General features: G+C 66.8%; 6 protein-coding genes. 4 read left to right on the top strand and 2 right to left on the bottom strand.

Annotation, left to right across the window (positions count from 1 at the left end; translation table 11 throughout):
* The 3 genes from K2R93_22010 to K2R93_22000 form a co-directional block, all read left to right on the top strand.
* Positions 1 to 1,071, top strand: a 1,071-nt coding sequence (locus K2R93_22010; GenBank protein ID MBY0492527.1) for a mandelate racemase/muconate lactonizing enzyme family protein, incomplete at its 5' end; no start/stop codon positions are given.
* A 150-nt stretch (positions 1,072 to 1,221) separates the two neighbouring features.
* Complete coding sequence (locus K2R93_22005; GenBank protein ID MBY0492526.1) at positions 1,222 to 2,130, top strand: MBL fold metallo-hydrolase; 909 nt, start codon at positions 1,222 to 1,224, stop codon at positions 2,128 to 2,130.
* Positions 2,131 to 2,154: 24 nt separating this feature from the next.
* Positions 2,155 to 2,742 carry a c-type cytochrome gene (locus K2R93_22000; protein MBY0492525.1) on the top strand — a complete coding sequence of 196 codons (588 nt, stop codon included), beginning with the start codon at positions 2,155 to 2,157 and terminating at the stop codon, positions 2,740 to 2,742.
* Positions 2,743 to 2,861: 119 nt separating this feature from the next.
* On the opposite strand, the gene K2R93_21995 is transcribed toward K2R93_22000, so the two are convergent.
* Complete coding sequence (locus K2R93_21995; GenBank protein MBY0492524.1) at positions 2,862 to 3,716, bottom strand: class I SAM-dependent methyltransferase; 855 nt, start codon at positions 3,714 to 3,716, stop codon at positions 2,862 to 2,864.
* A gap of 320 nt (positions 3,717 to 4,036) precedes the next feature.
* Between K2R93_21995 and K2R93_21990 the strand changes: the two genes are divergently transcribed.
* Positions 4,037 to 5,107, top strand: coding sequence for a c-type cytochrome (locus K2R93_21990; protein ID MBY0492523.1), 1,071 nt, complete (start codon positions 4,037 to 4,039; stop codon positions 5,105 to 5,107).
* Between the two features lie 34 nt (positions 5,108 to 5,141).
* On the opposite strand, the gene K2R93_21985 is transcribed toward K2R93_21990, so the two are convergent.
* On the bottom strand, positions 5,142 to 5,642 hold a 501-nt coding region (locus tag K2R93_21985; protein MBY0492522.1), incomplete at its 5' end, for a CNP1-like family protein.

Here is a 5,642-nt window from a genome sequence, read left to right as displayed (position 1 = left end):
TTACGCAGCGACCTCTATCGCATTCCCCTCCCCGTCACTCTCACCGACAGCACCCACGGCGAGATGACGCACTTCGAACTGATCACCGCCCGCGTCGTCGACAACGACGGCGTCGAAGGCGTCGGCTATACCTACACCGTCGGTACCAATGGTTCCGCGATCCACGCCACCATCGCCAAGGATCTGACTTCGGCGCTTGTCGGCGAACGCGCCGACCTCATCGAAGCGCTGTGGCAGAAGATGTGGTGGCGTATCCATTACGGCGGCCGCGGTGGTGCGGCGACCATGGCCATCGCCGCCATCGACATCGCCCTGTGGGATCTCAAGGCCAAGCGTTTCAACGTGCCGCTGTGGACGCTGCTCGGCGGCTTCGACGCCAGGGTGCCCTGCTACGCAGGCGGCATCGACCTGTGGTTCACGCTCGACGCCTTGCTGGCCCAGACCGACGGCAACCTCAAGAAGGGCTTTCGCGCGATAAAGATGAAAGTCGGCAGGCCCAAGCTATCCGAAGACGTCGCGCGGGTGCAGGCAATGCGCAAGCACCTCGGCGCGGATTTCCCCTTGATGGTGGACGCCAACATGCGCTGGAGCGCGGACGAGGCGATCCGGGCGGCACGGGCAATGCAGTCGTCGCAACTGGTGTGGCTGGAAGAACCCACCATCCCGGACGACATCGCCGGCCACGTGCGCATCGTGCGTGAAGGCGGGTTGCCGGTGGCGACCGGCGAGAACATGCACACGTTGCACGAATTCCAGAACATGATCCACGCGGGTGGTGTCACGTTTCCCGAACCGGACGTGACGGTGGTCGGAGGCGTCACCGGATTCATGAAAGTCGCCCGCCTCGCCGAAGCGGCGAACCTGCCGGTCACGTCCCACGGTGCGCACGACATCACGGTGCACTGCCTCGCGGCGTGCCCGAACCGCAGCTACCTGGAAGCGCACGGGTTCGGGCTCGATAAATACATCGCGGATCCGCTGAAGATCGAAGAGGGGTTCGCGATCGCGCCGGACCGGCCCGGGCACGGGATCGTGTTCGATTGGAAGGGGTTGGAGGCGCTGCGAAGCTGAGTAGTTCTGTTCGATAGCTCGCGTGAACAAGCATCGTCTGCCCCCACCCCAGCCCTCCCCCGACGAAGTCGGGGGAGGGGGTGTACGACTCCCTCCCCCAGCACAGCTGGGGGAGGGTTGGGGTGGGGGCCGCAGCATTCACCAGAACCCATGCTGCCAACTTCCATAAACGTCATCGTCCGCGACTGGCTCAACGCCAACCACGTCCTCTTCCTGGGTCCGGATGAGAACGTGCTGATCGACGCCGGCTACGTCACTCACGCCGACACCACCATCCGCCTCGTGCGCGAACGCCTCGGCGACCGCCCGCTGCACCGCCTCGTCAACACGCACTGCCACTCCGACCACATGGGCGGCAACGCCGCCGTGCAGCGCGCCTTCGGTTGCTCGATCTGGATTCCGGAAGGCGAAGCACCCTTGATCGAGGCCTGGGACACGCGGGCGCTGTGGATCGACTACGCCGGCCAGCGCGCGGAGCGTTTTCGGTTCGATGCGATTATCCGCCCCGGCGATACGCTCGCCATGGGTGGCTACGAGTGGGAAGCGATCGCCGCGCCCGGTCATGACATGGGCGCGCTGATGTTCTGGAACGCCCCCGAACGCATTCTCGTCTCGGGCGATGCGCTGTGGCAGCGTGGCTTCGGCATCGTGTTGCCGGGCGAGGGTTGGCGCGAGCGGCTCGCGGCGGCGCGATCCACTCTGGAAGCCATCCGCGCACTCGGGCCACGCATCGTGATCCCAGGCCACGGCACGCCGTTCACCGAAATCGATGCGTCCATCGACTTCTGCCTGGGGCGGATCGCGGCGTTCGAGGCGGACGAGACCAAGCTGGCGCGCTACATATTGAAGGTCATGCTCTCGTTCGCGCTGATGGACGTCGGCAGCCTCGAGGCGGCGACCTTGGCCGACTATCTGGCCACGATTCCGTTGTACCGCGAGTACGACCGCACCTGGTTCCACCTGGGCTACGAAGAACTCGCCCGACAGCTCTTCGAGGACCTGGCGCGCAGCGGGGCCATCGTGAAACGCGATGGCCGCATCTTCCCGGCCGCCGCCTGAACCTTCGATACGGAGACGATCCCGATGAAAGCATCCACGAGCCGCTGCATCGACATTGTCCTGCATGCCGGTATGTTCGCGCTGGCGCTGACCGCAGGACACGCGCTTGCCGCGGAGGGCGATCCCGCCGCCGGCAAGCGCAAGACCGTCACTTGCAACGGCTGCCACGGGCAAACCGCAATGAAGAGCGTGCCGAGCCTCGGCGGCCAGAGCCCGGCGTACTTCGTGGCAGCGATGATCGCCTACCAGGATGGCGTGCGCACCCACGCCACCATGCGCGACGTCGCGAAAGCATGGTCGCTGCAGGACCTGAAGAACTTCGCAGCGTGGTATGCGGAGCCGCTGGCGCCCGCGACTGAAGGCGCAGCTGGGCCGCGTTCGTCAGAACGCTGCGCGGCGTGTCACGGTGCCGACGGCCGCGATGCGGTGTCGCCCGACGTGCCACGCATCGCGGGGCAGAAGGTGAACTATCTCGAGCAGGTGCTGCGCGAGTACCGTGGCGGCACTCGGGTGCACGCCGTGATGCAGCCGCAAGCGGCCGATCTGACGGACGACGATATTGCTGCGCTCGCTCGTCACTTCGCCGGGCGGGCGGGGCTGCAGGTGAAGTAGTCTGCCCCCATCCCAACCTTCCCCCAGCGAAGCTGGGGGAAGGAGCTGTACATCCCCTCCCCCACGCGCAGCGTGGGGGAGGGTTAGGGTGGGGGCCAGCCACTCCCTCTTGCGGGGCATCACCGCTTCGTGATCACCACCTCCAGATACTCGGCCGGCACCACCAGCGACTTGGTACCAGCGCGGTTGAATCGCGCGAGCAGTTCCACCAGCCGCTTGTGCAGGGCGTTCTGGTTGTCGGCATCGAGCGCCGCGAACACCTTGTGGGTCGGGCCGTAGAAATTGCGGAAGATCTCGATGAAGTGCTCCGCCGAGCGATAGCGGAACATGAAGTAGCGGCGCTCGCAGCGGATGTCCGCCGCGCGCGTGCCGAACAATTGCACGAGCCGCGGTTCGGAGCCCCAGCCCATGGGCGACTTGAGCCCGGCCGGCGGCGGTACGAACGCGGCGATGGTCCGGAACAGTTCGCCCAGGAAACCCTCGGGCGTCCAGTTCGCCATGCCGATGCGGCCGCCGGATTTCACGACGCGCAGCATCTCGGCCGCAGCCTGTTCCTGGTTCGGCGCGAACATCACGCCGAAGGTGGACAGCACGACGTCGAACGTTTCGTCGGTGAACGGCAGGGCCTCGGCGTCGGCCACTTGAAACTCCATGGGCAGCCGGTCGCCGGCCGCGCGCTTGCGGCCCTGCTCCAGCAGTTCGGGCACGTAATCGGTGGACGTGACGTTCGCGAACCGGCGCGCCGCGGCGAGCGACGCATTGCCGTTGCCGGCAGCCACGTCGAGAACTGCTTCGCCGGAATACAGGTCCACGGCCTCGCACAGCGATTCGCCGACGATCTGCAGCGTGGTGCCGACGACACCGAAGTCGCCTGAGGCCCAGGTCACCTGCTGGCGGGCCTTGATCGCTTTCAAGTCGGGTTGCGGGGTCGCCTCGGGTGCCGTGTCGGCCGGGCGGGTCTGTGTCGTTTGCATGATGAAACCTCCGTGATTCGATGTAGGGGATGAATCCGCCTCGCTTGCCGCTTCGGCGTCTCAAGGCTGGCGCATTGTGTCGATCGCCCCCGCTCGATACTCGGCTGCGCGTCGACGTGATTTGTCCGATCGTCCGGAGTTGCGGCAGCGGCTTGACCGAGGCACCGGCGCACTTGATCGACACTCCGGAGATACCGTTTTCGGTCGGTCCGCGGCGGGCCGCCAACGCCGGTCGCGACGTCGATTACCATAGCGATACAACACGGGCCATGGTCGTACGGCTACGGCACGGCCCCGAACCGACGGAGGAGAACCCAGCCATGCGCAAGGCCCTGCTCGCGACGACCGTCGCATCCACCCTCGCCCTCGCCACCTTCGGCAGCGTCATTGCCGGAGACGACGCCGACAACGCGCTGCTCACCCGGGCACGGGCGCTGTTCAAGCCCTTGCCTGCGGACGCGAGCACGCCCGAACGCCCGATCACGCCCCAGCTTGTCGCACTGGGGCGCGCCCTCTTCTTCGAGACCCGCGTCTCGACCGACGGCAAGCAAAGCTGCGGCGAATGCCACCAGCCCATGTACTACGGCACCGACGCCCTGCCGCGCTCCGTCGGCAACTCGGGGAAGGTTCTGCCGCGCAACGTGCCCACGGTGTTCAACACCGCACTGCAGTTCTCGCAGCACTACGGCGGCAACCGCGTGGACGTCGAAGAGCAGGCGCTGAAGGCGCTGGTGAGTCCGCTCGCCTACGGCAACAAGGATTTCGCGGCGGCCGAGGCGCGCCTGCGGGCGATTCCCGGTTACCGCCCGCAATTCGAGCAGGCCTTCCCGGGCCAGGCCGAACCCGTCACCGCCGAGAACTGGAGCAAGGCGATCGGCGCGTACGAACGCACGCTGCTGACGCCCGCCCCCTTCGATCGATTTCTTGCCGGTGACACCGCCGCGCTGGGCGCGCAGGCGAAACAGGGCCTCGACAAGTTCATCGGCATCGGCTGTGCCGGCTGCCACAACGGCGTCGCCGTCGGCGGGCAGATGTACCAGAAGTTCGGCCTGACCCAGGACTACTGGAACCTGACGGGTAGCACCGAGATCGACATCTTCAAGGGCCGCGACAAGGGCCGCTTCCAGGACACCAAGAAGGACGAGGACGCGTTCATCTTCAAGGTGCAGCAGTTGCGCAACGTGGCCGTGACGCCGCCCTACTTCCACGACGGTTCCGTGGCGGAATTGCCCGATGCCGTGCGCGTGATGGGCAAGCTGCAACTGGGCCGTGATCTCTCCGACGGCGACGTCGCCGACATCGTCGCCTTCCTCGAAAGCCTCACAGGCGAAGTGCCGGCGCAGTTCGCGGCGGTGCCGAGCCTGCCGATCGGGGGTTACAAGCGGCAGTGACTACGGCCGGGGCCCCGGGGGCGCCGGTCCAGCCTTAGCGGTCGCGCCTCAGCACGGAAGAGCTGGTCAGGCGGTCGAAGACGTCTTCGAGCGTCGCGACCGGCCGGCCCTGGGGCGTGCAGAAGTAGCTCTTCGCCAGCAGGTAGCGGATCGCCGCGGGCCCGGCGTCGCTGACCCGCTGCCACTGGGCCGTGAAGTCCTTGGTCCAACCGCCATCGGGCCGCGCCAGGAAGTAACCCCGCCATTCGTCGGGGCCGCACCGCACGCCCTCGTACGTGACCTGCTTCTGGCCGCTCGCCGCGGTCGCGACCAGCGTGTACCGAATGATCTCGTCGGGGCCGATCGAGAACGCGGCCCGGTCGAGGTAGACCTCTCTCCCCGGATAGTGCGGCACGTCGATCTGCAGCAGATTCTCGGGTCGCGGCGGGGGCGGCGGCGGCATCTCGCGCTCGGTTGCCCGCTCCTTCGGGATCTTGTCGATCTTGGGTGGCGGCTCGGTCCCCGGAATCACGTTGCCGCGCGAGTCGTACTGCTG

This window comes from Gemmatimonadaceae bacterium (assembly GCA_019752115.1).
GTDB lineage: Bacteria > Gemmatimonadota > Gemmatimonadetes > Gemmatimonadales > Gemmatimonadaceae > Gemmatimonas.
Note: the sequence above shows the minus strand (reverse complement) of the source record. Positions and strands in the feature narration are given on the sequence as shown.

What these genes read in the sequence shown, in the direction of transcription:
- K2R93_22005 (MBY0492526.1), top strand. Translation starts at nt 1,222, where the DNA reads ATGCTGCCAACTTCCATAAACGTCATCGTCCGCGACTGGCTCAACGCC.
- K2R93_22000 (MBY0492525.1), top strand. Translation starts at nt 2,155, where the DNA reads ATGAAAGCATCCACGAGCCGCTGCATCGACATTGTCCTGCATGCCGGT.
- K2R93_21995 (MBY0492524.1), bottom strand. Translation starts at nt 3,716, where the DNA reads ATGCAAACGACACAGACCCGCCCGGCCGACACGGCACCCGAGGCGACC.
- K2R93_21990 (MBY0492523.1), top strand. Translation starts at nt 4,037, where the DNA reads ATGCGCAAGGCCCTGCTCGCGACGACCGTCGCATCCACCCTCGCCCTC.